The sequence below is a fragment of the Barrientosiimonas endolithica genome (assembly GCF_030296655.1).
In the GTDB taxonomy this organism is placed as follows: Bacteria; Actinomycetota; Actinomycetes; order Actinomycetales; family Dermatophilaceae; genus Barrientosiimonas; species Barrientosiimonas humi.
Genome location: NZ_AP027735.1, coordinates 2,676,966 through 2,702,939 on the forward strand (window position 1 = coordinate 2,676,966; position 25,974 = coordinate 2,702,939).

A 25,974-nucleotide genomic window follows, 5' to 3' on the forward strand; every position below is an offset into this window, starting at 1 on the left:
GATGGCACCCATGGACCCGGCTCTGGTGCACAGGCTCACCTCGGGAGAGGGGTGGGGCCTGCTGCAGTCGCTGCCGCCGTACGACCCGGCGGGCGCGCTCGCGCTCGGCGAGCGACTGCGCGCGGCGGGGTTCGACGCCGACCTGGTGGCCGCCGCGCTGACCCAGTCGCGGCTGCGCGCGGCGGCCGTCGACAAGCTCGGGCCCGACGCCGCCGAGATGCTGCTGACCCAGGACGGGCTGGAGCAGGCGACCCGGCGCGCGGTCGCCGACCACCACGCCCGGCGCTTCCGCGACGCCGGCGTCTCGCGGGTGCTCGACCTCGGGTGCGGCATCGGGTCCGACGCGATGGCGTACGCCCGCGCCGGCCTGCGCGTCGACGCGCGCGACGCCGACGAGACCACCGCGCTGATCGCTGCCGCCAACCTGCGCCCGTGGCCGCGCTCGAGCGTCGAGACCGGGCTCGCCGAGGACGTCGTCCTGCCGCGCGGCGAGGCGGCCCGCGGGCTCGGTCTGTGGCTCGACCCCGCCCGCCGCGTGCCCGGCGTCGCCGACGTGACCGGGCGCACCCGGCGGGTGTTCCGGCTCGAGGAGATCAGCCCGACCTGGGAGACGGTGCGCACGCTCGCCGGGGCGGTGCCGGCCGCGGGCGCCAAGCTGTCGCCGGCGTTCCCGCACGCGCAGGTGCCGCCGGGCGCCGAGGCGGCGTGGACCTCCTACGACGGCGAGGTCGTCGAGTGCGCGCTGTGGTGGGGGCGCTCGCGCGCACCGCCGGGCGCACCGCGCACGTGCTCGGGCCGCGGGTCGACGCGCTCGTCACCGAGAAGATGGCGGCCGGCGCGACCACCGAGAGCCCCGACGTGCCCGCGACCGGCAGCTATCTGTACGAGCCCGACCGGGCCGTCATCCGCGCCGGGCTGGTGGGCGCGCTGGTCAACGCGACCGGGGGCCGCGAGCTGGCGCCGGGGGTCGGCTACGTCGTGGCGCAGCGCGAGGCGCGGCTGCCGTGGGCGCGGCGGTTCGTCGTGACCGAGGCGATGCCGTTCAACGTCAAGCGGCTCCGGGCGGCGCTGCGCGACCGGGGCGTCGGGCGCCTCACCGTCAAGAAGCGTGGCGTGAGCATCGAGCCCGACCAGCTGCGGCGGCAGCTGCGGCTCAAGGGCGACGCCTCGGCCACCTGCGTGCTCACCCGCGCCGGCAGCACCCAGGTGGCGCTGCTGGTGAGCGGTCCGTGAGGGCGGCGAGAGGCGGCGGGCGGCCGGCGGCGGGCCGCGGGCCGCGGGCCGCGGGCCGCGGCGGAGCGTGACGCCGGCGAGAGGCGTCTCGCTGGTTACCGTGGGGGCCATGCGCCCCACCCGACTGCTCGTGCTCGTCAGCGCCGTGGCCCTGGTCGCCACCGGATGCACCTCCGGCGACGGGTCGTCGGAGTCGGCGTCGAGCCCGGGTTCGGGAGGTACCCCCGCCGCACCCGGGTCGGGGCCGGCGGGGTCGTCGTCGCCGGGCGCGTCGTCGCCCGGGGCCTCCTCCGCCGCCCCTTCGGCGACCACCGGCTCTGCGCCCGGATCGGCGAGCTCGCCTGGTAGCAGCCAGAGCTCGGCGACCAGCAGCAACGGCTGCGCCGACCGGATCGTCGCGCGGCTCACGCCCGACCAGCGCGTCGGCCAGCTCGTGATGGTCGGGCTGCAGGCCGGCAGCCCCGCCTCGAGCGTGACGTCGGTGGTGCGCGAGCACAACGTCGGCAACGTGCTCTACCTCGGCGGCTGGGAGGGCAACGACCTGGTGTCGCGCACCTCCGCCGAGCTGCAGCGCGCGGTCGGCCCGGAGAGCACCGGCGGGCTGCGGCTGCTGGTGGCGGCCGACCAGGAGGGCGGCGGGGTCTGGCAGCTGCGCGACCCTCGACCCCGCGACTGCCCGCGGCCGTGGAGCAGGGCGGGCCGCGCCCGCCCAGCGGCAGGCGTACGGCAGGCAGGTGGGTTCGCTGCTCGACAAGGTCGGGGTCAACGTCAACCTCGCGCCGGTCGCCGACACGGTGCCGACGTCGATCGGCGAGGCCAACCAGCCGATCGGGCGGCACGGGCGGCAGTACGGCTCCGACCCCGTCGCCGTCGGGCCGGCGGTGCAGGACCTCGTGCGCGGCATGCACGCGGGCGGCGTCGCCACCACGCTGAAGCACTTCCCGGGCCTCGGCCGGGTCACCGGCAACACCGACTTCACCGCCGAGGGCACCGACGACTCGGTCGCGACCCGCAGCGACCCCTATCTCGGGCCGTTCCGGCAGGGCATCCAGGCCGGCTCGGAGCTGGTGATGATGTCGTCGGCGCGCTACCCCAAGATCGACGCCGACAACCAGGCCGTCTTCTCGCGCACGATGATCACCGACGTGCTGCGCGGCCAGCTCGGCTTCGGCGGCGTCGTGATCACCGACGACCTCAACGCCAAGGCGCTCTCCGGGGTGCCGGTCGGCGAACGGGCCACCCGGTTCGTCGCCGCCGGCGGCGACATCCTGCTCACCGGGCGGGCCGCGGACGCGGGACCGATGACCCAGGCGCTGCTCGCCCGCTCATCGACCGACCCGGCGTTCGCCAAGCAGGTCGACGCGGCCGTACGCCGGGTGGTCGGGCTCAAGGTCGCCCGCGGCCTCGCCCCCTGCAGCTGACCCACCCCACAACGCATGAAACCGGGTTACGTGCGTTTGACCCTGATGAATCGAGGTCAAACGCGCGTAACCCGGTTTCATGCCCGCGAAGGTGACGCCGGCCTCAGGACGCGCGCAGCTGCTCCACCGGCATCGAGGAGTCGGCGGGCAGCGCCAGGTCGGAGGCCGGCAGGCCGCGCATGACCATCTGCGCCCCGAGCGCCGCGACCATCGCGCCGTTGTCGGTGCACAGCCGCGGGCGCGGCACGCGCAGGCTGACACCGGCCGCGGCGCAGCGCTCCTCCGCGAGCGCGCGCAGCTGGCTGTTGGCCGTCACCCCGCCGCCGATCTGCAGGTCGCGGATGCCGAGCTCCGCGCACGCGAGCAGCGCCTTCCTGGTGAGCACGTCCGCGACTGCCATCGAGAAGCTCGCCGCGACGTCGGCCACCGGCACCGGCTCCCCGCCCGCTCGCGCGCCTCGACCCAGCGCACCACGGCGGTCTTCAGCCCCGAGAAGGAGTAGTCGTAGCGGTGCCGCTCCATGTCGTGCCGCGCGGTCAGCCCGCGCGGGAACGCGATCGCCGCCGGGTCGCCCTCGCGCGCGGCGCGGTCGATGTGCGGACCACCGGGATAGGGCAGGCCGAGCACCCGCGCGACCTTGTCGTACGCCTCCCCCGCCGCATCGTCGATCGTGCCGCCGAGCTCCTCGACGTCGGTCGCGATGTCGCGCGCGACCAGGAGGTTGGTGTGCCCGCCGGAGACGAGCAGCGCGACCGTCGGCTCCGGCAGCGGGCCGTGGTCGAGCACGTCGGCGCACACGTGCGCGGCGAGGTGGTTGACGCCGTACAGCGGCTTGTCGAGGCACAGCGCCAGCGCCTTCGCGGCGGCCACGCCGACCATCAGCGCACCCGCCAGACCGGGGCCGGAGGTCACGGCGATGGCATCGACGTCGGCGAGCCGGTGGCCCGCGTCGGCGCTGGCCCGCTCGAGCATCGGGATCATCGCCTCGAGGTGGGCGCGGCTGGCGACCTCGGGCACCACGCCGCCGAAGCGGGCGTGCTCGTCGACGCTGCTGGCGAGCGCGTCACCGACCAGCGTGGTGCCGCGCACGAAGGCGACGCCGGTCTCGTCGCAGGAGGACTCGATGCCGAGCACGAGGGGTTCAGCGGCCATGCAGCGAGGATCCTCAACGCCGACGAAACTCCCAAGAATGCGCGAGGCGGCTAGGCATGCCTATCCGCCTCGCGCCTTTTCGGGTGTTTCGAGCAGGCGGCGCAGCACCAGCGCGTCGACACCACCGGGCTGGTAGTAGCCGCGCCGCACGTTGATCTGCTCGAAACCGTTGCGGGCATAGAGGTTTCGCGCCGCGTCGTTGTCGGCACGCACCTCGAGCAGCACCGCCTCGACCCCCGCCTCGCGCGCGATCTGCAGCAGCCGGTCGAGCAGCCGCTGCCCGAGCCCGCGGCCCTGCGCCTGCGGGCTCACCCCGATCGTCATGACGTCGGCGACGTCTCCGGCCACGTCCAGCCCGCCGTACGCCATCGCCCGGTCGTCGGGGCCCGTCGCCACGACGTACACCCGTCGCGGTCGCTCCCGCAGCTCCGCCCACCAGGTCGCGGCCGGCCACGCGTCGTGCTCGAACAGCAGCGCGTCGATGCGCACCAGGTCGTCGATGTCGGTCCAACGCATGGGCCGCAGCGAATCTTCTTGCCCCCAGGCGTATTCACGCCTCCGACCTCGTCGGGGATCACGGTCCGGCGGGGTGCGGGGCGCCTGCGGCTGAGCGTCGGGCCGGCGCAGGTAGAGCGGCTCGGGCACCAGCAGCGACCGGCCGGCCGCGAGCTCCGCCTCGGCGAGCTCGGCCAGCGCCCCCGCGGAGACGTCAAGCGGGCCGAGCGGGTCGCCGGTCAGCAGGTCGGGGTAGAGGTCGTGCCCGCGGCCGGCGCTCGGCAGCGCCCGCACGTCGTCGGGAAGTTCTCCGGGGCGGACCACCTGCGGCTCGCCGTCGCGCTGCGCCCCGTGGGCCCCCGCGCGGTAGGTCGCCCAGTAGACCTCCTTGCGCCGCGCGTCGGTCGCGACCAGGAACCGCTCCGGCGCCCCGGTCGCGACCACCTGCCGGGCGATGGCGTCGAGGCTGCACACGCCGTGCACCGGGATCCCGAGCGCGAGCCCCATCGTGCGCGCGGTGACCACGCCGACCCGCAGGCCGGTGAACGGGCCGGGCCCGACCCCGACGACGACCGTGGTCAGGTCGGCGGGCCGCAGCCCGGCGTCGGCCAGCACGTCACGCACCGCGGGGGCGAGCGTCTCGGTGTGCCGCCGCACGTCGATCTCGCTGCGCTCGGCCAGCGTGCGACCGTCGGCGCGGACGGCGACCGTGACGGCTGACGTGGCGGTGTCGAGAGCGAGCAGCACGGCGCGAGGCTACGCCAGCGCGGCGATCTGCGACCACACGGCCGCCCAGCGCGCACCGTGCCCACGCGCGACGATGATCCGGGGCACGTCGCCCGGCTCCTCACCCGGCTCCTCACCCGAGCCACCCGAACCCCCGGCCCGTCACCCGAGCCACCCGACCCGTCCCCCGCCCGGTCCAGCGTCAGCTCCAGGTAGTCCTCGCTGAGCGCCTCGGCCAGCCCGTGCCCCCACTCGACCACGGTGACCGCCTCGGCGAGCTCGGCGTCCAGGTCGAGGTCGTCGAGCTCGGCGGCGCCCTGCAGCCGGTAGGCGTCCACGTGCACCAGCGGCGGCCCGCCGACCAGGCTCGGGTGCTCGCGCGAGACGACGAACGTCGGCGAGGTGATCGGCCCACGCACCCGCAGCCCGAGGGCGAGGCCCTGGGTGAAGGTGGTCTTGCCGGCGCCGAGGCCGCCGGTGAGCAGCACCAGGTCGCCCGCGCGCAGCAGGGCACCCAGCCGCTCCGCCAGCCGCTGGGTGGTCGCGACGTCGCGCGCGACCCAGCGCGCGGTGAGCGGCTCCTGCTCCGGTGAGGTCACGCGGGTCCCCGGCCGGTGCCCGCGCCGCGCACCCGCCGGCGAGCGGCCATGTCAGTGACGGTCTTGCGCACCCGGCGACCGCTGCGGGGACGCTCCACCGCCCGGCGGGCCCGGGCGATGAGCGCGATCAGCTGCTCGTTGACCAGATCGGGGTGCTCCAGCATCAGCATGTGCCCGGCGTCGTCGACCACGACGTGCTCGGCGCCGTGGATCGCCGAGACGATCGCGTCGGAGTGCTCGGCCGGGGTGAGCTTGTCGGCGGTGCCGTTGAGCACCAGCGTCTCGATGCCGTCGAACGCCTTCAGCGACATCAGCTGGTCGTGCTTCATCAGCTCGGACAGGAACGCGCTGACGACGCTCATCTTGGTGCTGAACACCATCTTGCCGGTGTGCCGCACCACCGACATGGGCACGCGCGAACCGAACGAGAAGTGATGCACCACAAGGGATTCCACGTCACGGCCGGCCTTGAGCGCAGCCGCCAGCAGCGCCTCACGACCGGCGAGCTGAGCCACCGCGACCGGACCCATCCGGTGCACCAGCGACCCGATCGGGCTGCCCAGCCCCCAGTTGACCTCCGCCAGCCCGCCCGAGCTCGTGGCGACCAGCGCGGCGCCGATGACCCGCTCGCGCAGCACGTCGGGGAACTGCGCGGCGAAGCTCATCAGGGTCATGCCGCCCATCGAGTGGCCGACGAGCACGACCGGCCCCTCGGGCACCGCCTGCTCCAGCACCGCGGCGAGGTCGCGGGCCAGCTGCTCGATGTTGTACGACGTCGGCTCGCCCTCCTCGGACCGGCCGTGCCCGCGCAGGTCGAACAGCACCACGCGATATCCGGCCTCACGCAGCGCGCGCCGCTGGAACACCCACGACGCGAGGTTGAGGGTGTAGCCGTGCACGAGCACCACCGTCGGCGTGCGCCCGTTGGCGGGCGGGTCGGCGCGCGGCTCGTCGATCTCGACGTGCAGCGGCACCCCGTCCTCGGTGATCACCGCGAGCTCGTGGTCGGCGGTCTCGGCGAAGTCGTCGTCGACCCCGAGCCGCACCGCGGTCGAGCGGCTGCGCCACAGCCGGTCGGCGGTGACCCCGAGGGCCGCGCCGGCGCCCGTGGCCACCGCGCCCACCCCCAGGCGAGCACTCCTCCGCGAGCCATCAGGCCGGCTCCTCGCCGCCGACGTACGTCCGGGGCAGCCGCGAACTCATCCGCGCCACGATCTCGTAGGAGATCGTGCCGGTGGCCTCGGCCCAGTCCTGGGCGGTGGGCTCGCCACCGTCGCCGGGCCCGAACAGCACGATCGGGTCGCCCGCGGCGACCTCCTCGTCGCCCACGTCGACGACGAACTGGTCCATGCAGACCCGGCCGGCCACGGTGTGCCGCTCGCCGTTGACCAGCACCGGACCCACCGAGGAGCCGGCTCGCGGCACGCCGTCGGCGTAACCGATCGGCACGTCGACGAGGCTGGTCTCGCGGTCGGTGACGTAGGTGTGGGCATAGCTCACGCCCTGCCCGGCCGGCACCCGCTTGGTCACCGTCGCGCGCGCCTGCACGCGCATCGCGGGGCGCAGGCCGAAGTGGGCGGGGTCGCCGATCTGCGGCACGGGCGTCAGGCCGTAGACCGCCAGGCCAGGACGCACCATGTCCCAGGCCGCGCTCGGCTGGGTGAGGGTCGCGGCGGAGTTGGACATGTGCCGCGTCTGCAGCCGCAGCCCGGCCCGCTCGGCGTCGCGCACCCGCTCGGCGAACAGCTCCTGCTGGGTCAGCACCGTCGGGTGCTCGGGGGCGTCGGCGTAGGCGAAATGGGTGAACAGCCCGACGACCTCCACGCTGCCCTCGGCCTGGGCCTTGGCCGCGGCGTCGCGCAGAGCGTCCCAGTCGGCGCCGAACGCGCCGTTGCGGCCGAGGCCGGTGTCGACCTTGAGCTGCACGCGGGCGGCCGTGCCGGTGATGCGGGCCGCCGCGACGGCCGCCTCGAGCTCCCACACGGCCGGCACGCCGATGTCGATCCCGGCCCGCACGGCCGGCTGGAAGTCGGTGCCGGGGGCGGTCAGCCAGGTGAGCACGGGGGCCTCGATGCCGGCCTCGCGCAGCGCGAGCGCCTCGGACATCTGGGCCACCCCCAGCCACGTCGCGCCGCCGCGCAGCGCCGCCCGGGCGACCGGCAGCAGCCCGTGGCCGTAGGCGTCGCCCTTGACGACCGCCATGACCTCGGCGTCGCCGGCGTACTCCTTCAGCCGGGCCACGTTCTGCTGGATCGCCGTGAGGTCGACGGTGATCCAGGCCGGTGGTTGATCGTTCATCCCGGTCAGTTTCGCACGGCGGATTGTGCGCCAGCCGAACGACACTCGTGCCTTACGCCACCGTCACAACCCCCGATATCGGCCGCTGCCGCAGCCCCCACCCCGCAGGAACCGTCACAACCCCCGATATCGGCCGCTGCCGCAGCCTCCACCCCGCAGGGACCGTCACAAGCCCCGACACCGGGGGTTGTGCCGAGCGCGTACGCCCTCGCCCAGCCCGTACGCCTACGCCGGCTCGGTGAGGACGCCGGCCACCGTGCGCCCGAGCGCGTGGGCGACGTCCAGCGCCCGGACGGGCCCGCCGGGGTTGGCCCGGTCGGCCGCCATCCCGTGCACGGCCGCGGCCATCGACCCGGTGTCGAGCATCGAGCAGCCGGAGGCCGCGAGCGCGCCGGCGAGCCCGGCCAGCACGTCGCCCGCACCGGCCGTGGCCAGCCAGGCCGGCCCGTCGGACTGCGACCGCACCGGCAGCCCGGTCGAGGTTGGCGGCACGACGACGGTCACCGCTCCCTTGACCAGCACGGTCGCGTCGAGCCGGTCGGCGACCGCGCGGGCCACGAGCACCGGCCGCTCGCGGGTCATCTGGACCCACGACGCCTCCGACCGCCCGGCCCGCGGCAGCCCCCGCGGCCGCAGCCGCTTGGCCAGCCGCGCGAGCTCTCCGACGTGCGGGGTGAGCAGCGTCGGGGCCGACCGCGGCTTGCTCAGCAGGTCGAGCGCGCCGGCGTCGACGACGCACGGCACGTCCTCCCCGAGCGCGTCCTCGGCCGCGCGCAGCTGGGCGCGGCCCGGCGAGGTGCGGTCGCCCGAGTCGAGCCCGGGGCCGACCAGCCAGGCCTGCACCCGGCCCTTGCCGGGCACCGCCTCGGGCACGGCGGCGTGCACGAGCCCGGTCGGCGTGGACGGCCCGACGTAGCGCACCATCCCGACCCCGGCCGTGGCCGCAGCGGTCGTCGCCAGCACCGCCGCGCCCGGATAGCGCTCTCCGCCGGCGACCACGCCGAGCACGCCGCGGGTGTACTTGTCGTCGAACGGCCCTGGCACCGGCCACATCTCGGCGATGTCGGCGCGCGTCAGTCGCTCCACCGCAGCACGCTCGGGCTCCTCGACACCGATCTCCACGACGGTGAGCAGCCCGGTCGCGGCCTCGCCCGCAGGCAGCAGGTGCACCGGCTTGGCCAGGCTGAAGGTCACCGTCTCGTCGGCGAAGAAGGTCTCGCCCGGCTCGATGCCCGCAGGGTCGGAGCCGCTGGGCAGGTCGACGGAGACGACGTACGCCGTCTCGGGCACCGCATCGCGCAGCCGGACCGCGCTCTCCCGCAGCCCGGCGCTGCCACCGATGCCGGTGACGCCGTCGACCACGACGTCGGCCTCACCGAGCGCGGCGGTCACCTCGTCGGGGTCGGACTCGGCCGCCAGCACGACGCAGCCGGCGCCGCGCGCTGCCTCGACGCCGCCCTCGTGGGCCCGGTCGGAGAGCAGCACCACGGCGACGTTGTGCCCGTCGGCGGCCAGCCGCGCGGCGGCGTAGGCCGCGTCGCCGCCGTTGTCGCCCGACCCGACCAGGGCCACCACGCGGTCCCCGTCGCGCTGCTCGAGCCGCGCGGCCACCACCTCGGCGAGCCCGGTGGCGGCGCGCTGCATGAGCTCGCCGTCGGGCAGGTCCGCCATGGCGGCCGACTCGGCGCGGCGTACGGAATCGACGCTGAATGCACGAATCATGCTGCTATCACTCACTTTCCGCGATCACGACGGCCGACGCGATGCCCGCGTCGTGGCTGAGCGACAGGTGCAGCGTGTCGATGCCCAGCGCAGCCACCCGCGCCGCCACCGTGCCCTGCACGAGAAGCTCGGGACGTCCGTCGTCGTGCTTGCGCACCGTCGCGTCGGTCCAGTGCAGCCCGGCCGGGGCGCCCAGTGCCTTGGCGAGGGCCTCCTTGGCCGCGAACCGGGCCGCCAGGGAGTTGATCGGCAGCTGCGCCTCGTCGGCGGTGAACAGCCGCTCGCGCAGCGCGGGGGTGCGCTCGAGCGTCTGCTCGAAGCGCGCGACGTCGACGACGTCGATCCCGACCCCGACGATCGCCACTGCCGCTCCCTCCGCCGGTCCTGCCGTGCCCGCCGGCCCTACTCGACCGTGACCGACTTGGCCAGGTTGCGCGGCTGGTCGACGTCGAGGCCCTTGGCGCTGGACAGCTCCAGCGCGAAGACCTGCAGCGGCACCACGGTCAGCAGCGGCGCGAGCATCGGCGAGGTCGACGGCACCCGGATGATCTCGTCGGCGAACGGCTCGACCGCGGTGTCGCCGTGCTCGGCGATCACCAGGGTGCGGGCGCCGCGGGCGCGGATCTCCTGGATGTTGGAGACGACCTTGCCGTGCAGCCCGTGCGGGGTGCTCGGCCCGGGCACGACGATGAACACCGGCTGGCCCGGCTCGATCAGCGCGATCGGGCCGTGCTTGAGCTCGCCCGCGGCGAACCCCTCGGCGTGGATGTAGGCGAGCTCCTTGAGCTTCAGCGCCCCCTCCATCGCGACCGGGTATCCGACGTTGCGCCCGAGGAAGAGCACCGAGCGGGTGTCGGCCATGAAGCGGGCGATCTCGCGCACCCGCTCCATGCCGTCGAGCAGCTCGGTGATCTTGCCGGGGATGTCGTGCAGCTCGGTCAGCACCTGCTGCGCGTCGTCGGCGTAGGACCCGCCGCGCAGCTGCGCCAGGTAGAGGCCGAGCACGTAGCAGGCGGTGATCTGCGCGAGGAACGCCTTGGTCGAGGCGACCGCGATCTCCGGCCCGGCGTGGGTGTAGAGCACGGCGTCGGACTCGCGCGGGATGGTCGAGCCGTGCGTGTTGCACACCGAGATGGTGAGCGCGCCCAGCTCGCGGGCGTGCTTCACGGCCATCAGCGTGTCCATCGTCTCGCCGGACTGGCTGATAGAGACGACCAGGGTGCGGTCGCTGACGATCGGGTCGCAGTAGCGGAACTCGTGGGCCAGCGACACCTCGACGGGGATGCGCGTCCAGTGCTCGATGGCGTACTTCGCGACCATCCCGGCGTACGCCGCCGTGCCGCACGCGACGATCGTGATCCGGTCGACCTGGCGCAGCTTGTCCTCGTCGATGCGCAGCTCGTCCAGCGTGAGCCGGCCCTGCTCGTCGGTGCGGCCGAGCAGGGTGTCGCCGACCGCCTGGGGCTGCTCGTTGATCTCCTTCTCCATGTAGGTGGAGTAGCCACCCTTCTCGGCAGCCGCGGCGTCCCAGTCGACGTGATAACGCTTGCCCTGCGCGGGCGTACCGTCGAAGTTGATGACCGTCGCGCCCTCGGGCGTGATCGTGACGATCTGGTCCTGCTCCAGCTCCATGGCCTCGCGGGTGTAGCCGATGAACGCCGCGACGTCGGAGCCGAGGAAGTTCTCGCCCTCGCCGAGGCCGACCACGAGCGGGCTGTTGCGCCGGGCGCCGACGACGACGTCGGGCTGGTCGGCGTGCACCGCGAGCAGCGTGAACGCGCCCTCCAGCGACTGCACCACCTCGCGCATCGCGGCGGTGAGGTCGCCGTCGTACGCCCGCGCCAGCAGGTGCGCCACGACCTCGGTGTCGGTCTCGCTGCTGAACTCCACGCCCTCGGCGACCAGCTCGGACTTCAGCGCGTGGAAGTTCTCGATGATCCCGTTGTGGATCAGCGCCAGCTTGCCGTCCTCGCCGCCGCGGTGCGGGTGGGCGTTGGCGTCGGTCGGGCCGCCGTGGGTCGCCCAGCGGGTGTGCCCGATGCCGGTGCCCGACTCGGGGAGGGGGTCTCGGTGAGCGCCTCGCGCAGGTTGGCCAGCTTGCCGGCGCGCTTGTCGGTCGCGACCGACTCCCCGTCGACCAGCGCCACCCCGGCCGAGTCGTAGCCGCGGTACTCCAGGCGCGCGAGCCCCTCCATGACGACCTCGAGGGCCTTGCCGTCGCCCCGCGGGCCGACATATCCGACGATTCCACACATGAGGGGCAGCCTATTGCGTGCCCGACCGGGCCCACCCCGCCCGGTGCGGTCGGCAACAATGAGCCGGTGACCTCACCGTCAACGACCGCGCGGGAGACCTATCCGTCGCCGTACGTCGAGCTCGACCGGAGCGACTGGGCGCGGCTGCGCCGGGCGCACCCGATGAGCCTCGACGCCGACGACCTGCAGCGGTTGTCCGGCCTGGAGGAGCCGATCGACCTGCGCGAGGTCGAGGAGGTCTACCTCCCGGTCTCGCGGCTGCTGAACTTCTACGTCGGCGCCACCTCGGGGCTGCACCAGGTCACCTCCGACTTCCTCGGCGAGAGCCCCGCCAAGACCCCGTTCATCATCGGCGTCGCCGGCTCGGTGGCGGTCGGCAAGTCGACGACCGCGCGCGTGCTGCGCGAGCTGCTGGCCCGGTGGGACGACACCCCGCGTGTCGAGCTCGTCACGACCGACGGGTTCCTCTTCCCCAACGCCGAGCTCGAACGCCGGGGACTGTTGGAGCGCAAGGGTTTTCCGGAGTCGTACGACCGCCGCGCCCTCGTCCGGTTCGTCGCCGAGGTGAAGTCGGGCAAGGCCGAGGTGACCGCCCCGGTCTACTCCCACCTGGTCTACGACATCGTCCCCGGCGAGCGCACCGTCATCCGCCAGCCCGACGTGCTCATCGTCGAGGGGCTCAACGTGCTGCAGCAGCCGGTCGTCACGCCCGAGCGCCGGTCACCGCTGGCCGTGTCCGACTTCTTCGACTTCTCGATCTACGTCGACGCCCGCGAGCGCGACATCCGCCGGTGGTACGTCAACCGCTTCCTCACCCTGCGCGGCACCGCCTTCGCCAACCCCGACTCCTACTTCCACCGCTTCGCCGCGCTGTCCGACGACGAGGCCGTCGCGCGCGCGACGCAGATCTGGGAGTCGATCAACTACCCCAACCTGATGCAGAACATCGTCCCCACCCGCAGCCGCGCGAGCCTGGTGATGCGCAAGCGCCCCGACCACACGGTCGGCCAGGTGTTCCTGCGCAAGCTCTGACGGACGTACGGCCCTCGCCCGGCTCAGCGCCGGGCCGTCACGGTCGTGGCGGGCGAGAATGGCAACGGGTCGTCGATGGCTTGCGCTGTCACCTACCGGCCGTTCACGGTGAGCACGCGCGACCCCAGCGGTCCGGCCAGCCGCACCTCGATGCCGACGGTGTCCAGAGCGAGCAGCCCGTGGCCGTGAGGGCGAGGAGCATCCCGGTCGCCAGGGCTGCGCCGCGGACCCTCATCGGACCGTCAGCGCCGGAAGCGCTCGCCCTCCTCGTCGACCAGGATGTCGTCGAAGTCGTCCTCGTCGTCGCTCTCGTCCCACTCCTCGACCTGCGGGTGGGACCGGCGTTCGAGTGCCCACAGGGCCAGCCAGACTCCGGCGAAGACCGCGATCGCGCCGAGCATCCCGAGCGCGAATCCGACCAGCCCGTAAAGGATCTGGGCGCCGTTGGTGGTGGGTTCGCCCAGCTCGTCGGTGGTCTCGGGCGCGAAGCCGACCGCCGCGTTGGCCGCGGCCACGCCGGCGAACACCGACAGGACGGCCGCCACGAACCAGTAGGCGATCGCGACGGGGCGACGGTTGAGCAGGCGCATGCCGCCTATTGTGACCGGTTCGGCGCGACGCATGATGGAGACATGTCGGAGACGCCTCGCACCGAGAAGAACACCCGCACCGAGCACGACTCCATGGGAGCCGTCGAGGTGCCCGCCGACGCGCTCTACGGCGCGCAGACCGCCCGGGCGGTGGAGAACTTCCCGATCTCGGGTCAGCCCGTGCCGCCGGAGATCGTCCACGCGCTGGCCCGGATCAAGGCGGCAGCCGCGGCGGAGAACGGGGCGAACGGCATCCTCACCGCCGAGCAGGCCGACGCCATCGTGGCCGCGGCGGGCCGGGTGGCCGCGGGTGAGTACGACGACCACTTCCCGATCGACGTGTTCCAGACCGGCTCGGGCACCTCGACGAACATGAACGTCAACGAGGTGCTGTCGCACCTGGCGCAGCGCGACGCCGGCGTCACGGTGCACCCCAACGACCACGTCAACGCCGGCCAGTCCAGCAACGACACGTTCCCGAGCGCGATCCGGCTGGCCGCCGCGGTCGCCGTGCGCGACCGGCTCGACCCGGCGCTGGCCACGCTGCAGGCGTCGCTGGAGCGCAAGGCCGGCGAGTTCGGCGACGTCGTGAAGGCCGGCCGCACCCACCTGATGGACGCGGTGCCGGTGACGATCGGCCAGGAGTTCGCCGGCTACGCCCGGCAGGTCGCGCTCGGGCGGCAGCGGATCCGCGAGGCGGCGGAGTACGTCCACGAGCTGCCCCTCGGCGGCACCGCCACCGGCACCGGGCTCAACGCCCGCCCGGGGTTCGCGAACGCCGTGATCCAGCGGCTGGCGCAGGAGACCGACCTGACGCTGCGCGAGGCCGACGACCACTTCGAGGCGCAGAGCAGCCAGGACGCGGTCGTGGCCCTCAGCGGCGCGCTGCGCACGCTCGCGGTGTCGCTGACCAAGATCTGCAACGACCTGCGCTGGATGGGCTCCGGCCCGCTCGCGGGGCTCGCCGAGCTGCACCTGCCCGACCTGCAGCCGGGGTCCAGCATCATGCCCGGCAAGGTCAACCCGGTGCTGCCGGAGGCCACGCTCATGGTGTGCGCCCAGGTGATCGGGCACGACACGACGATCACGATGGCCGGCGCCAGCGGCGCGTTCGAGCTCAACGTCATGCTGCCGGTCATCGGCCGGGCGGTGCTGGAGCAGATCACCTTCCTGGCCGGCGCCACCGAGACCCTCGCGACGCGGTGCATCGAGGGGCTGGAGGCCGACGCCGACCGCGCCCGCACCTTCGCCGAGTCCAGCCCGGCGATCGTGACCGCGCTGAACTCCTACATCGGCTACGAGGCCGCCGCCGCCGTCGCCAAGCAGGCGGTCAAGGAGGGCCGCACGATCCGTGAGGTCGTGATCGAGCGCGGCCACGTCGAGCGCGGCGACCTCACCGAGGCCCAGCTCGACGAGGCTCTCGACGTGCTGCGCATGGCCACGGGGCGCTAGGCGTACGCCCTCGCCGCCCCGAGCTGGTCAAGCACGCCGCGGCCAGGCTGGAGCGGTGAGCCGGATCGGTGATCGACCGTGCGCGCCGGCGCACTCCTGGTCACCGGTCCTGCTCACCGATCCACCCCACCCGGGGTCGGGCACGTCCCTGCCCGCCGGGCGTCGTACGACGGGCTGCCCAGAGGAGGAGCTGAACCGGGGAGCCCAGCACGGCTCGGCGACGATGCCGACGGGCGCGCAGCGAAGCAAGCGCCGGTCGGAGGAGGAGCCGAGCCAGAAGGAACTCAGTACCAGTGCGGGTTCTTGGAGTTCCAGAACGCGAGGGCGCCGCACGGGCTGCCGTACGACTGCTTGATGTAGGTCAGGCCCCACTCGATCTGGGTGGCGGGGTTGGTGCGCCAGTCCGGCCCGGCCGAGGCCATCTTGCCGGCGGGCAGCGACTGCGGGATGCCGTAGGCGCCCGAGGTCGGGTTGGTCGCGTTCACGCGCCAGTTGCTCTCGCCGACCCACAGCTGGTCGAGGCAGCCGAACTGGCCCTGGCCCCAGCCGTACTGACTGAGCATGCCGCGCGCGATGGTGCGCGGGTCGCCGCTGACGACCGGGCGCTCGGCGTCGCGCGAGGCGCGGTCGGCGCCCTGCGTGCGCGGCTCCACGGTGGGCTCGGTGTCGAGCTTGTTAATCGCCGCGGCGCGTGCCTTGGCGGCCTTGGCGCTCTTGGACCGGGCCGACGACTGTCGCTTCGCCTGCTCGCCGCGCGCCTTGCGCGAGGCCGCCTCGCGGGCGCCGCGCGCCTTCGCCTTGGCGCCGGCGGTGCCGTTCTCGTCGAGGCTGGTCACGCCGGCGCTGTGCGCCCGCGGCATCCCCATCGCGGCCTCCGGCGCGGCGGCGGCACGGTCGAAGCTGAACCCCGTGGAGTAGCCGGCGGCGCTGACGGCGAGCGCCGACAGGGTGGCGGTGGCCGCGACCGAGGGGCGGCGCAGCGGGTGACGCCGCTTGGCGCGGTGACGACCGACGTGACGGGACATGCGGGAAGGACCTCCTGGCGTCATGCGACGCCAGGGATGCGCCGATGTGCCGTTCTGCGAACATGACTGCTGGCCACGGGGCCGTAACCATTTCGTGACCAGCGCGACCACCATGCCGGAAGCCGCCGCGGATGTCCAACCGGCGCCGAGCCCGCGCGACCCACGCTCGCATGAAACCGGGTTATGTGGCCCTGACCTCGATGCATCAGGGTCAGACGCACGAAACCCGGTTTCATGCACGGGATCTCGACGTACGCCGGTGCCGGCTGCGCGTGATCCCACCACCGCCCAGGGCTTTCGTCACACGTCGGAGTCTTCGCGACGCGCTCCTCATCCCTGGGCGGTGCCGACGCTACGCGTGATCCCACCACCGCCCAGGGCTTTTCGTCACACGTCGGAGCCCTCCAGCAGGTCCGTCACCAGCGCCGCGATGGGGCTGCGCTCGGAGCGGTGCAGCGTGACGTGCCCGAACAGCGGGTGGCCCTTGAGCTTCTCGATGACTGCGGCGACGCCGTCGTGCCGGCCGACCCGCAGGTTGTCGCGCTGCGCCACGTCGTGGGTCAGCACCACGCGGGAGTTCTGCCCCACCCGCGACAGCACCGTCAGCAGCACGTTGCGCTCCAGCGACTGCGCCTCGTCGACCACGACGAACGCGTCGTGCAGCGACCTGCCCCGGATGTGGGTCAGCGGCAGCACCTCGAGCAGCTCACGGTCGACGACCTCCTCGACCACCTCGCGCGAGCACACCGCCCCGAGCGTGTCGAACACCGCCTGGGCCCACGGGCCCATCTTCTCGTTCTCGGTGCCGGGCAGGTATCCGAGCTCCTGGCCGCCGACGGCGTACAGCGGGCGGAAGACGATGACCTTGCGGTGCTGCCGACGCTCCATGACCGCCTCGAGCCCGGCGCACAGCGCGAGCGCCGACTTGCCGGTGCCGGCGCGCCCGCCCAGCGACACGATGCCCACGTCCGGGTCCAGCAGCAGGTCCAGCGCGATGCGCTGCTCGGCGCTGCGCCCGTGCAGACCGAACGCGTCACGATCACCCCGCACCAGGCGTACGGACTTGTCGGCCATGACCCGGCCCAGCGCGCTCCCCGCCCGCCGAGCAGCACCACGCCCGTGTTGCAGGGGAGGTCGGCGGCCTGCGCCAGCTCCACCCGGCTGTCCTCGTAGAGCGTGTCGAGCTCGGCGTCGGTGGCCTCCAGCTCCTGGATGCCGGTCCAGCCGGAGTCGACCGCGAGCTCGGCGCGGTACTCCTCGGCCGGCAGCCCCACCGCCGAGGCCTTGACCCGCATCGGCAGGTCCTTCGAGACGACCGTGACGTCGTGCCCCTCGTTGGCGAGGTTGCGCGACACCGCGAGGATGCGCGTGTCGTTGTCGCCCAGCCGGAACCCGGCCGGCAGCGACTCGGGGTCGGTGTGGTTCAGCTCGACGCGCAGCGACCCGCCGTCACCGATCGGCACCGGCGAGTCCAGCTGGCCGTGCTCGACCCGCAGCTCGTCGAGGATCCGCAGCGCCTGCCGCGCGAAGTAGCCCAGCTCCGGGTGGTGACGTTTGGCCTCCAGCTCGGTCACGACCACGACCGGGAGCACCACCTCGTGCTCGGCGAACCGGGTCATCGCCCGGGGGTCGGAGAGCAGCACCGAGGTGTCGAGCACGAACGTGCGCTGCGAGGGTGCCGTGGACGCGGATGCCTGCGAGGAACGGGAGGACTGCCGGGCAGATGCCATGGTCGAATCTCCTTGCCGCCGCGGGCGATTCCCGCGTCGGCCTACTCTCGGACGAGGTGCCGGGACCGAGCCCCCACGAGACGGTGGAGCCGGTGCCGGCCCTCCGTCCGGAGCAACGTTCGCTCCATGTGATGGGCCTCCCGAACACGAGGACGGGTGTTCTCGTGTCGCTGCCGACGCTACGACCTCCGCGCCTTTGCACCGCACATCCGGACGGCGTGGCGCCGACCTTTCGACGCGCGTTCGTACGCCGTTCACCGCCTGCCGTGACCGCCCGGCCGGGCGAGCGCTCCGGCCACCCAGCCCATTTCGTACGACGACGCACGATCTGGGAAGCCCGCCCCCGGGATCTCGGGCCGGCTCTGCGCATTTCGTACGTCAACGCACGATCTGCGCTGACCGCTTCGTCAGGCGCCGAGCCCTCAGGCGCCGAACCGCCGCTCCCGCTCGGCGTACGCCCGCAGCGCGCGCAGGAAGTCGACGCGGCGGAAGTCGGGCCAGTAGGCCTCGCAGAAGTAGAACTCCGAGTGCGTGCTCTGCCACAGCAGGAAGCCGCCGAGCCGCTGCTCGCCCGAGGTGCGGATCACCAGGTCGGGGTCGGGCTGGCCCTTGGTGTAGAGGTGCCCGGCGATGGTGTCGACGTCGATGACCTCGGCGAGCTCCTCGAGCGTGGTGCCGCGCGACGCGTGCTCCTGCAGCAGCGAGCGCACCGCGTCGGCGATCTCCTGCCGCCCGCCGTAGCCCACCGCGATGTTGACCACCAGCCCGTCGACCTCGCGGGTGGCGTCGGCCGCCGACTTCAGCTTCAGGGTCGTCTGCTGCGGCAGCAGGTCGAGCGCGCCCACGGCGTTGATCCGCCAGCGCTTCTCCCCCGCCAGGTCGCTGACGACGTCCTCGATGATCGTGAGCAGCGGCGCCAGCTCGGCCTGCGGGCGGTTGAGGTTGTCGGTCGACAGCAGCCACAGCGTGACGACCTCGACACCCACCTCCTCGCACCACCCGAGGAAGGGCTTGATGTTGTCGGCGCCCGCGCGGTGCCCGGTCTGCGTGTCGTGGCCGCGCAGCTTGGCCCAGCGCCGGTTGCCGTCGAGCATCACCCCGACGTGCCGCGGCAGCTTCTCGGTCGGGAGCGAGCGGCTGAGATTGCGTTCGTACGCCCGATACAACAGATCGAACGGCCCTGCCATCTCCAGCTCCTGACTGTTCACCGACGCCCCCAGCACCGTACCCCTCGCCACCCTTCGCCCGCCGGTCACCGTGCGCACCCGCAGGCATCCCGCACGCCCGGGCGGCCCTGAGATCCCCGGCCCGAGCACGTGAGCTTCGCAGACACTGACGCAGCCGAGCGCCGGTCGGTTGCAGCCTGGTCGCCACGGTGCGTGCGGCCGGCTCCCAGCCGCACGCCGTACTCTTCGGTACATGGCCCGCACCGGAGACGCCGTCGCCGAGACGCTCGATCAGGCGAGCGAGTCTGCGCGCGAGCTCGCGGCGTACGTCAAGCCCCGGCTGCGCGGGTGGCTGCACCTGGGCATGGCGCCGCTGGCGCTGGCGGCCTCGATCGTGCTCATCGTGCTGGCGCCGACCACGCGCGGCCGCATCGGCGCGCTGGTCTTCGGGATCTCGGCGGTGCTGCTGTTCACCACCTCGGCCGTCTATCACCGGGGCCGCTGGTCACCGCGCGTGCTGGCCGTGCTGAAGCGGTGGGACCACTCCAACATCTTCCTGATCATCGCCGGCACCTACACGCCGTTCGCGCTCACCCTGCTGCCGCCCGACCAGGCCCGCACGCTGCTGATCATCGTCTGGTCCGGGGCGCTGGTCGGGGTGGCCTTCCGCATCCTGTGGGTCGGGGCGCCGCGCTGGCTCTACGTCCCGGTGTACGTCGCGCTCGGCTGGGTGGCGGTGTTCTACTTCGGGCCGATGCTGCAGCACGGCGGCGTCGCCGTGGTCGCGCTGATCGCGACCGGCGGGCTGCTCTACACGCTCGGCGCCGTGGTCTACGGCCTCAAGCGGCCCGACCCCTCACCCCGCTGGTTCGGCTTCCACGAGGTGTTCCACACCTTCACGGTGCTGGCCTTCGTCGCGCACTACGTCGCGGCGTCGCTCGCGATCTACTCCGGGGCGTCGGGCGCGCTGGCCTGAGCGACGGGCCGCTTCCCGTCGGTCTCCGGCCGCTCCGGGCCGTACCACCGCTGCAGCGGCATCCCGGGCTTCCAGCCGCCCGCGTCCTCGCCGCGCTCGGCGCGCTCGACCTCGTCGCGGTAGCGGATGCGCCGCATCGTGTTGTTCATGCTGCGGAAGATCCACCAGCAGGCGAGCGACATCGTGAACAGCACGATGAAGCCCACCAGACCGGCGGTCGTGGTGACGCTCTCGATGCTCTCGTTGTTCATCGGGCCTCCTCGGGCACCCTCTCGCGCACGTCGTCGACGACGAGTTGCTGCCCGCCGCGCGTCGCGCGCTCGTCGGCCTCGGCGGTGGTGCCGAGCCCGGCGAACAGGTCGTCCTCGTCCCCGTCGTCGGGGAGGGGGACGTAGGACAGTGTCAGGTCGAAGTCCTCGGTGGGCCAGACCTGGGCCTGCATCTCGCGCGAGATGCGGAAGAAGTTGCCGTCGGGGTCGACCTGCGTGGCGTGCGCGAGCAGCGCCCGCTCCCGCTGCTCGAAGTAGTCGGCGACCTGCACCCGGGTGGTGATCCGCCCCTCGGGCCGGTCCTTCCACCCCGCGATCCACTCGGCGTACGGCGACTCCTGGCCGGCCGAGATCAGCGCCTCGTGGAAGGCCTCGAGCTTGGCGCGGGAGAACCCCCGGTCGTAGTAGAGCTTCAGCGGCTGCCAGGCCGGCCCGGCGTGCGGGTAGGCCTCGGGGTCGCCGGCCGCGCGGAACGCGGCGACCGACACCACGTGGCACATGATGTGGTCGGGGTGGGGGTAGCCACCGTTCTCGTCGTACGTCGTCATCACGTGCGGGCGGAAGCGCCGCACCTCGCGCACGAGGGCCTCGACGGTGATGTCGAGCGGCTCGAGCGCGAAGCAGCCCTCGGGCAGCGGCGGCAGCGGGTCGCCCTCGGGGAGCCCGGAGTCGACGAAGCCGAGCCAGTGGTGGTCGATGCCGAGGATCTCGGCGGCCGCGGCCATCTCGCGCCGGCGCACCTCGGGCAGCTCGCGCAGGATCTGCGGGTCGTCCTGCAGCCGCGGGTTGAGCACGTCGCCGCGCTCCCCGCCGGTGCACGAGACGACGAGCACCTCGTGGCCCTCCGCGACGTACTTGGCGAGGGTGGCGGCGCCCTTGCTCGACTCGTCGTCGGGGTGGGCGTGGACCGCCATCAGACGCATCCGCTCGGCCACGTGAGGTTCCTTCCTGGTGCACTCGTTGCAGCGCTCCCGCGGGGCACTCGGCTCGCCCGCAGGATCGCCACCTATCCTCTCACTGCGCACCGACCGACCCTGCGCCGGTGGCCATCGACCTCCCCTCTGCAAGGAGCCCGCGTGCCCATCCCCCGTCCCGCGCCCGAGCAGCGACGCTGGTGGATCTTCGGCACCATCGCGATCACCCTCGCGGTCGCGGTGACGGTGTGGTTCGGCATCTCGGCGTCGAGCGGCATCTCCTGGCAGGACACCGGGCGCACCACGGTGGACGACCGCACGGTCCAGGTCCGGTTCGACGTCATCGACCCGGAGAACGGCCCGGTGACCTGCACGCTGGTCGCCCTCGCCCCCGACAAGTCCATCGTGGGACGGCGCACCGTCGCGCTGCCCGCGAGCCGGTTCGAGTCCACGCGCCACGTCGTGGAGGTCAAGACCACCCAGCGGGCCGTCGCCACGACGGTCGAGTCGTGCCAGCGCACCCCGACCGACACCCCCGGGGTGACCCCCCGCAGCTGACCGCGGGGAATGGCCATCGAGCCGTTCGCTGTTAGACTTGTCAGTTCAACCACGGTCTGGGCTGGCCTTGACGTCGACTCGTCGTCGTAGGCGCCATCCCGGACCGCGTTGTTTGTGCCGGGTGGTTCGCCACCCGGCCTACGTTCATTCCCAAGGAGACCAACCGTGACCGACACCGCCAACACCTCGGCAAGCTTCCTGACCCAGGACGCCTACGACCGGCTGAAGGCTGAGCTGGAGCACCTCTCCGGCGAGGGTCGCACCGACATCGCCAAGCGCATCGAGGCCGCCCGCGACGAGGGTGACCTCAAGGAGAACGGCGGCTACCACGCGGCCAAGGAGGAGCAGGGCAAGATGGAGGCCCGCATCCGCCAGCTCGAGTCGCTGCTGCGCGACGCCATCGTCGGCGAGGCCCCCAAGGACGACGGGATCGTCGAGCCCGGCATGGTCGTGACCGTCGAGATGTTCGGCGACGAGGAGAAGTTCCTGCTCGGCAGCCGCGAGATCGCCGGCGACAGCGAGCTCGACGTCTACTCCGAGAAGTCGCCGCTCGGCGCGGCCATCATGGGCAAGAAGAAGGGCGAGTCCGCCGAGTACGAAGCGCCCAACGGCAAAACCGTCAAGGTCAAGATCCTCGACGCGACGCCCTACACCGACTGAGGGTCGCAGCGTCCGGCGTGGGCCGAGACACCGAAGAATGCGCGAGGCGTACAGGGATTCCTGTACGCCTCGCGCGTTCGTGGGGTCCCGCTTCGGCGACACGATGCCGCCGCAGGATGAGCCGAGGCCAAGGGGTCCCGCTTCGGCGACGATGCCGCCGGACCGGAGCGTGCGACGGGCCGGCGGAGGAGGAGCCGAGGCCAAAGGATCAGCGCGCGACGGCCCGCTGGTACATCCGGATCGACAGCGGGACGAAGATCGCCAGGATCAGCGCGATCCAGCCGAGGGTGTAGATCTCGGCGTTGCGCAGCGCCCAGGTGTACTCGATCGTCGCGAGCCGCTGCTCCTGGCTCACGCCTGGTTGCCCGGGCAGGGCGAACAGGTTGCCGAAGTTCTCGCGGGCGGCATGGGTCAGCGTCGACACCGGGTTCCACCCGGCGATCGCCTTGAGCACCGCCGGCATCTGCTCGCTCGGCACGAACGTGTTGGCGATGAACGTCAGCGGGAAGATCACGATGAACGAGGCGTTATTGACGATCTCGGGCGTGCGCACCGCGAGGCCGACGAACGCCATGATCCAGCTGAACGCGTAGGCGAACAGCAGCATCAGGCCGTACGCCACCACGGCCCCCGCGATCCCCTCGCGGATGCGCCAGCCGATGGCCAGCCCGGTGAGGGTCATGACCACGAGCACGACGACGTTGGTGAGCAGGTCGGACAGCGTCCGCCCGAAGAGCACGGCGCCGGGGTGCATCGGCAGCGTGCGGAACCGGTCGATGACGCCCTTCTGCATGTCTTCGGCCATGCCCCACCCGGTGAGGGTGGCGCCGAAGATGATCGTCTGGGTGAAGATGCCGCACATCAGGAACTCGCGGTATCCGGCGTTGTTGCCGGGGCCGGCGAGGCTGCCGAAGACGTAGCCGAACAGCAGGATGAACATGATCGGCTGCAGCGTGGTGAAGACCAGCAGGTCGGGCACCCGCTTGATCTTGATCAGGTTGCGCCGGGTGACGGTCCAGGCGTCGGGGACGAGCGTGCTCATGAGCTGACCTCCTGCTGCTGGTCGGCCCCAGCCTCGGCGTCGTCGGTGGCGTCCTCGGCGCGGTGGCCGGTGAGGGACAGGAAGGCGTCGTCCAGCGTGGGGCGACGGATCCCGATGTCCTGCACGGCGATGCCCGCGTCGTCGAGCGCCCGGACCCCCGCAGCAGGGAGTCGGTGCCGCCGGAGACCGGCACGGTGAGGGTGCGGGTGTGCTCGTCGAGGTCGGGCTGGTCGCCCGCGCCGACCTGGCCCAGCAGCGAGCGCGCCTCGCCGAGCCGGGTCGCGTCGGCGATGGTGACGTGCAGCCGCGAGCCGCCCACCTGGTCCTTGAGCTGGTCGGCCGTGCCCTCGGCGATGACCTTGCCCTGGTCGACCACGACGATGTTGTCGGCCAGCCGGTCGGCCTCCTCGAGGTACTGCGTGGTGAGCAGCACGGAGGTGCCGCCGCGCACCAGGTCGGCGATGACGTCCCACATGTCGCCGCGGCTGCGCGGGTCGAGGCCGGTGGTCGGCTCGTCGAGGAAGATCACCGGCGGGTTGGCGACCAGCGCGCCCGCGAGGTCGAGCCGGCGCCGCATGCCGCCGGAGTAGGTCTTGGCGGGGCGGTCGGCCGCGTCCTCGAGGCGGAACTGCGCGAGCAGCTCGCGGGTGCGTGCCTTCGCGGCCGACCCCGACAGGTGATAGAGCCGCGCGACCATCTCGAGGTTCTCGAAGCCGCTGAGGTACTCGTCGACCGCGGCGTACTGCCCGCTGACGCCGATGCGCCGGCGCACCTCGCCGGGCTGGCGCACGACGTCGGCCCCGGCCACGGTCGCGTGGCCCGAGTCGGGCTTGATCAGGGTGGTGAGCATGCGCACCGTCGTGGTCTTGCCGGCCCCGTTCGGGCCCAGCACTCCCAGGACGCTTCCTCGGGCACGCGCAACGAGATCCCGTCGGCGGCCTTCACGTCGCCGTAGTGCTTCTTGAGCCCCTCGGCGGTCACTGAATCGGTCACGGCTCAGAGCATGACACCCCCCACGGACAGCGTGTGTCCGCGGGTAGCAACGATTCAGGTGAGCCAGGTCACGAGCGCGACCACCGCGGCCACCAGGCCGTAGGCCGCGATGCCCATCAGCGCCAGACCGAGGAACTGCAGCGGCCGGCTGCCGGTGCGGCGCGCGTGGTCGAACAGCGCCCAGCCGCCACCGGCGAACGCGGCGACGAGGATCAGCACCCCGACGACCGCGAGCAGCCCGGTCATGAACGTCATCGCCAGCACCCCCGAGCCATCAGGTCAGCCCATGGCCTGCTCGAGGTCGGCGACGAGGTCGTCGACGTCCTCGATGCCGACCGAGAGCCGGATCAGGTCGCTCGGGACCTCCAGCTCGGTGCCCGCGACGCTCGCGTGGGTCATCCGGCCCGGGTGCTCGATGAGCGACTCGACGCCCCCGAGCGACTCCCCCAGGATCCACAGCTTGGTGGAGCCGACGATGTCCAGCGCGCGCTGCTCGCCACCCTCGACCTGGAAACTGACCATGCCGCCGAACCGGCGCATCTGCTTCGCGGCGACGTCGTGGCCCGGGTGGAAGTCGAGCCCGGGGTAGTTCACGTGCGTGACGTCGCTGCGGCCGCGCAGGAACTCGACGACCCGCTCGGCGTTGTCGCAGTGCCGCTCCATGCGCACGGCGAGCGTCTTCAGCCCGCGCAGGGTGAGCCAGGAGTCCATCGGGCCGGCGACGCCGCCCATGGAGTTCTGGTGGAACGCGATGCGCTCGGCCGCGTCGGCGTACTCCGGGACGGCGATCTGCGGTGCGACCACGACCGCGCCGCCGACGACATCGGAGTGGCCACCGACGTACTTCGTGGTGGAGTGCACGACGATGTCGGCGCCCAGCGCGATCGGTTGCTGCAGGTAGGGCGAGGCGAAGGTGTTGTCGACGACCAGCAGCGCCCCGGCCTCGTGCGCGATCTCGGCGATGGCGGCGATGTCGGCGATGCCGAGCAGCGGGTTGGTGGGCGTCTCGAGCCAGATCATCTTCGTCACGCCGGGGCGGATCTCGCCGCGGATCGCGTCGGGCTGGGAGACCTTCGCGAGGCTGTGGTCGACGCCCCAGCGCTGCTGCACCTTGGCGACCAGGCGGTAGGTGCCGCCGTACGCGTCGGTCGGCACCACCATGTGGTCACCCGGCCCGAGCAGCCCGCGCATGATCGCGTCCTCGCCCGCCAGACCCGACGCGAACGCGAATCCCCTTGCCCCGCCTTCGAGGTCGGCGATGCACTCCTCGAGCGCGGTGCGCGTGGGGTTCGCCGAGCGGGAGTACTCATACCCTCGCGGAAGCCGCCGACGCCGTCCTGCTTGTACGTCGACGTCTGGTAGATCGCCGGCACGACGGCGCCGGTGCGCGGGTCGGGCTCCTGCCCCGCATGGATGGCGCGGGTGGAGAAGCCCTGACGGGAGGTCTGGTCGGTCATGGACCCAGGCTATGCGGCGGCCCACCATCCCGGTCGAGGCGCCCGATCATGCCGGTCGAGCCGGGCCGCCCATGCAGGTCGAGCAGGCCGCGAGGGACGAGCGGCCGCATCGAGACCCCCGCGGCGGACAGTTCGACAGGAAGAACGCGGCGTGCGCCCCGAGATCCCGCGGGAGCACGCGGGACTCGGCTGGTTCGTCCTGTCCAGAT

21 protein-coding genes and 6 pseudogenes are annotated in these 25,974 nt (G+C 72.8%); 8 read left to right on the plus strand and 19 right to left on the minus strand.

Going from position 1 to position 25,974, the window contains the following annotated elements:
* Positions 1-10: 10 nt before the first annotated feature.
* The 3 genes from QUE40_RS13595 (at position 11) to QUE40_RS13605 (ending at position 2,654) form a co-directional block, all read left to right on the plus strand.
* Positions 11-1,027, plus strand: a complete 1,017-nt coding sequence (locus QUE40_RS13595) for a DUF8688 domain-containing protein (RefSeq protein WP_289231317.1) — start codon at positions 11-13, stop codon at positions 1,025-1,027.
* Positions 979-1,233: a THUMP-like domain-containing protein gene (locus tag QUE40_RS13600; RefSeq protein ID WP_289231318.1), complete on the plus strand. Its 255-nt coding sequence runs from the start codon at positions 979-981 to the stop codon at positions 1,231-1,233. The genes QUE40_RS13595 and QUE40_RS13600 overlap by 49 nt, the downstream gene beginning before the upstream one ends.
* 734 nt (positions 1,234-1,967) lie before the next feature.
* A complete protein-coding gene (locus tag QUE40_RS13605) occupies positions 1,968-2,654 on the plus strand; it encodes a glycoside hydrolase family 3 N-terminal domain-containing protein (protein WP_433997004.1) in 687 nt (228 codons plus the stop codon).
* 103 nt (positions 2,655-2,757) lie between these two features.
* On the opposite strand, the pseudogene tsaD reads toward QUE40_RS13605, so the two are convergent.
* From tsaD to glmS, 8 genes and pseudogenes are all read right to left on the minus strand, one after another.
* A pseudogene (gene tsaD, locus QUE40_RS13610) lies at positions 2,758-3,806 on the minus strand (tRNA (adenosine(37)-N6)-threonylcarbamoyltransferase complex transferase subunit TsaD).
* A 60-nt stretch (positions 3,807-3,866) separates the two neighbouring features.
* Positions 3,867-5,048 carry a tRNA (adenosine(37)-N6)-threonylcarbamoyltransferase complex dimerization subunit type 1 TsaB gene (gene tsaB / locus QUE40_RS19375; protein WP_350226975.1) on the minus strand — a complete coding sequence of 394 codons (1,182 nt, stop codon included), beginning with the start codon at positions 5,046-5,048 and terminating at the stop codon, positions 3,867-3,869.
* A 9-nt stretch (positions 5,049-5,057) separates the two neighbouring features.
* Positions 5,058-5,557: pseudogene (tsaE, locus tag QUE40_RS13625) on the minus strand (tRNA (adenosine(37)-N6)-threonylcarbamoyltransferase complex ATPase subunit type 1 TsaE).
* Positions 5,558-5,622: 65 nt separating this feature from the next.
* Positions 5,623-6,741: an alpha/beta fold hydrolase gene (locus QUE40_RS13630; RefSeq protein ID WP_289231319.1), complete on the minus strand. Its 1,119-nt coding sequence runs from the start codon at positions 6,739-6,741 to the stop codon at positions 5,623-5,625.
* Between the two features lie 37 nt (positions 6,742-6,778).
* Positions 6,779-7,924: an alanine racemase gene (gene alr, locus QUE40_RS13635; RefSeq protein WP_289231320.1), complete on the minus strand. Its 1,146-nt coding sequence runs from the start codon at positions 7,922-7,924 to the stop codon at positions 6,779-6,781.
* Between the two features lie 225 nt (positions 7,925-8,149).
* Positions 8,150-9,646 carry a bifunctional ADP-dependent NAD(P)H-hydrate dehydratase/NAD(P)H-hydrate epimerase gene (locus QUE40_RS13640; RefSeq protein WP_289231321.1) on the minus strand — a complete coding sequence of 499 codons (1,497 nt, stop codon included), beginning with the start codon at positions 9,644-9,646 and terminating at the stop codon, positions 8,150-8,152.
* A gap of 7 nt (positions 9,647-9,653) precedes the next feature.
* Positions 9,654-10,010 (minus strand): holo-ACP synthase, encoded by a 357-nt coding sequence (locus QUE40_RS13645; protein WP_142006264.1) that lies wholly within the window; start codon positions 10,008-10,010, stop codon positions 9,654-9,656.
* 38 nt (positions 10,011-10,048) lie between these two features.
* Positions 10,049-11,901: pseudogene (glmS, locus tag QUE40_RS13650) on the minus strand (glutamine--fructose-6-phosphate transaminase (isomerizing)).
* 66 nt (positions 11,902-11,967) lie between these two features.
* Between glmS and coaA the strand changes: the two are divergent.
* Positions 11,968-12,933, plus strand: coding sequence for a type I pantothenate kinase (coaA, locus tag QUE40_RS13655; protein ID WP_142006268.1), 966 nt, complete (start codon positions 11,968-11,970; stop codon positions 12,931-12,933).
* 242 nt (positions 12,934-13,175) lie between these two features.
* Here coaA and QUE40_RS13660 read toward each other — a convergent pair whose 3' ends face one another.
* Positions 13,176-13,523 (minus strand): hypothetical protein, encoded by a 348-nt coding sequence (locus QUE40_RS13660; RefSeq protein ID WP_142006272.1) that lies wholly within the window; start codon positions 13,521-13,523, stop codon positions 13,176-13,178.
* 42 nt (positions 13,524-13,565) lie between these two features.
* On the opposite strand from QUE40_RS13660, the gene QUE40_RS13665 reads away from it, so the two are divergent.
* Complete coding sequence (locus tag QUE40_RS13665) at positions 13,566-14,975, plus strand: class II fumarate hydratase (protein WP_289231322.1); 1,410 nt, start codon at positions 13,566-13,568, stop codon at positions 14,973-14,975.
* 284 nt (positions 14,976-15,259) lie between these two features.
* Here QUE40_RS13665 and QUE40_RS13670 read toward each other — a convergent pair whose 3' ends face one another.
* From QUE40_RS13670 to QUE40_RS13680, 3 genes and pseudogenes are all read right to left on the minus strand, one after another.
* Positions 15,260-16,000 (minus strand): aggregation-promoting factor C-terminal-like domain-containing protein, encoded by a 741-nt coding sequence (locus QUE40_RS13670; protein WP_289231323.1) that lies wholly within the window; start codon positions 15,998-16,000, stop codon positions 15,260-15,262.
* Positions 16,001-16,387: 387 nt separating this feature from the next.
* Positions 16,388-17,619, minus strand: a pseudogene (phoH2, locus tag QUE40_RS13675) (RNA 5'-3' helicase PhoH2).
* A gap of 533 nt (positions 17,620-18,152) precedes the next feature.
* Positions 18,153-18,917, minus strand: coding sequence for an isoprenyl transferase (locus tag QUE40_RS13680; RefSeq protein WP_142006278.1), 765 nt, complete (start codon positions 18,915-18,917; stop codon positions 18,153-18,155).
* A gap of 232 nt (positions 18,918-19,149) precedes the next feature.
* On the opposite strand from QUE40_RS13680, the gene trhA reads away from it, so the two are divergent.
* Positions 19,150-19,872, plus strand: coding sequence for a PAQR family membrane homeostasis protein TrhA (trhA, locus tag QUE40_RS13685; RefSeq protein ID WP_142006280.1), 723 nt, complete (start codon positions 19,150-19,152; stop codon positions 19,870-19,872).
* Here trhA and QUE40_RS13690 read toward each other — a convergent pair.
* A complete protein-coding gene (locus QUE40_RS13690) occupies positions 19,842-20,123 on the minus strand; it encodes a hypothetical protein (RefSeq protein ID WP_142006282.1) in 282 nt (93 codons plus the stop codon). The genes trhA and QUE40_RS13690 overlap by 31 nt on opposite strands.
* On the minus strand, positions 20,120-21,076 hold the full coding sequence (gene mca, locus QUE40_RS13695; protein ID WP_289231324.1) for a mycothiol conjugate amidase Mca: 957 nt from the start codon (positions 21,074-21,076) through the stop codon (positions 20,120-20,122). Before mca ends, QUE40_RS13690 begins: the two co-directional genes overlap by 4 nt.
* A 141-nt stretch (positions 21,077-21,217) precedes the next feature.
* Here mca and QUE40_RS13700 point away from each other — a divergent pair, with 141 nt between their 5' ends.
* Together QUE40_RS13700 and greA are read left to right on the plus strand one after the other, a co-directional pair.
* Entirely contained in the window at positions 21,218-21,613 is a 396-nt protein-coding gene (locus QUE40_RS13700; RefSeq protein ID WP_289231325.1) for a DUF4307 domain-containing protein, read from the plus strand.
* Between the two features lie 165 nt (positions 21,614-21,778).
* Positions 21,779-22,273 (plus strand): transcription elongation factor GreA, encoded by a 495-nt coding sequence (greA, locus tag QUE40_RS13705; RefSeq protein WP_142006285.1) that lies wholly within the window; start codon positions 21,779-21,781, stop codon positions 22,271-22,273.
* Between the two features lie 208 nt (positions 22,274-22,481).
* Here the strand turns inward: greA and QUE40_RS13710 are convergent, their stop codons facing one another.
* From QUE40_RS13710 to QUE40_RS13725, 5 genes and pseudogenes are all read right to left on the minus strand, one after another.
* Positions 22,482-23,315: an ABC transporter permease gene (locus QUE40_RS13710; protein WP_142006287.1), complete on the minus strand. Its 834-nt coding sequence runs from the start codon at positions 23,313-23,315 to the stop codon at positions 22,482-22,484.
* On the minus strand, positions 23,312-23,440 hold the full coding sequence (locus QUE40_RS19735; protein WP_433997005.1) for a hypothetical protein: 129 nt from the start codon (positions 23,438-23,440) through the stop codon (positions 23,312-23,314). Before QUE40_RS19735 ends, QUE40_RS13710 begins: the two co-directional genes overlap by 4 nt.
* A gap of 437 nt (positions 23,441-23,877) precedes the next feature.
* A pseudogene (locus QUE40_RS19740) lies at positions 23,878-24,165 on the minus strand (ATP-binding cassette domain-containing protein); the annotation flags it as partial.
* Between the two features lie 197 nt (positions 24,166-24,362).
* Positions 24,363-24,563 (minus strand): hypothetical protein, encoded by a 201-nt coding sequence (locus QUE40_RS13720; protein WP_142006290.1) that lies wholly within the window; start codon positions 24,561-24,563, stop codon positions 24,363-24,365.
* Between the two features lie 24 nt (positions 24,564-24,587).
* Positions 24,588-25,765: pseudogene (locus tag QUE40_RS13725) on the minus strand (cystathionine gamma-synthase).
* Positions 25,766-25,974: the final 209 nt, after the last annotated feature.